General features: G+C 51.3%; 1 rRNA gene. It reads right to left on the bottom strand.

Annotation, left to right across the window (positions count from 1 at the left end):
- Positions 1 to 269: ribosomal RNA gene (locus H6A61_RS15620) — 23S ribosomal RNA — on the bottom strand; the annotation flags it as partial.

Raw genomic sequence — 269 nt, forward strand, 5'->3', positions numbered from 1 at the left:
AACTGATGCGCATTCGGAGTTTGTCAGGACTTGATAGGCGGTGAAGCCCTCGCATCCAATCAGTCGCTCTACCTCACATCAGTAATCCTCGAGGCTGCACCTAAATGCATTTCGGGGAGTACGAGCTATCTCCAAGTTTGATTAGCCTTTCACCCCTACCCTCAGCTCATCCAGAAGCTTTTCAACGCTTATTGGTGCGGACCTCCATCTGGTGTTACCCAGACTTCATCCTGGCCAAGGGTAGATCACTTGGTTTCGCGTCTACCGCA

This window comes from Bacteroides caecigallinarum, from assembly GCF_016901995.1.
GTDB classification, from domain to species: domain Bacteria; phylum Bacteroidota; class Bacteroidia; order Bacteroidales; family Bacteroidaceae; genus Phocaeicola; species Phocaeicola cellulolyticus.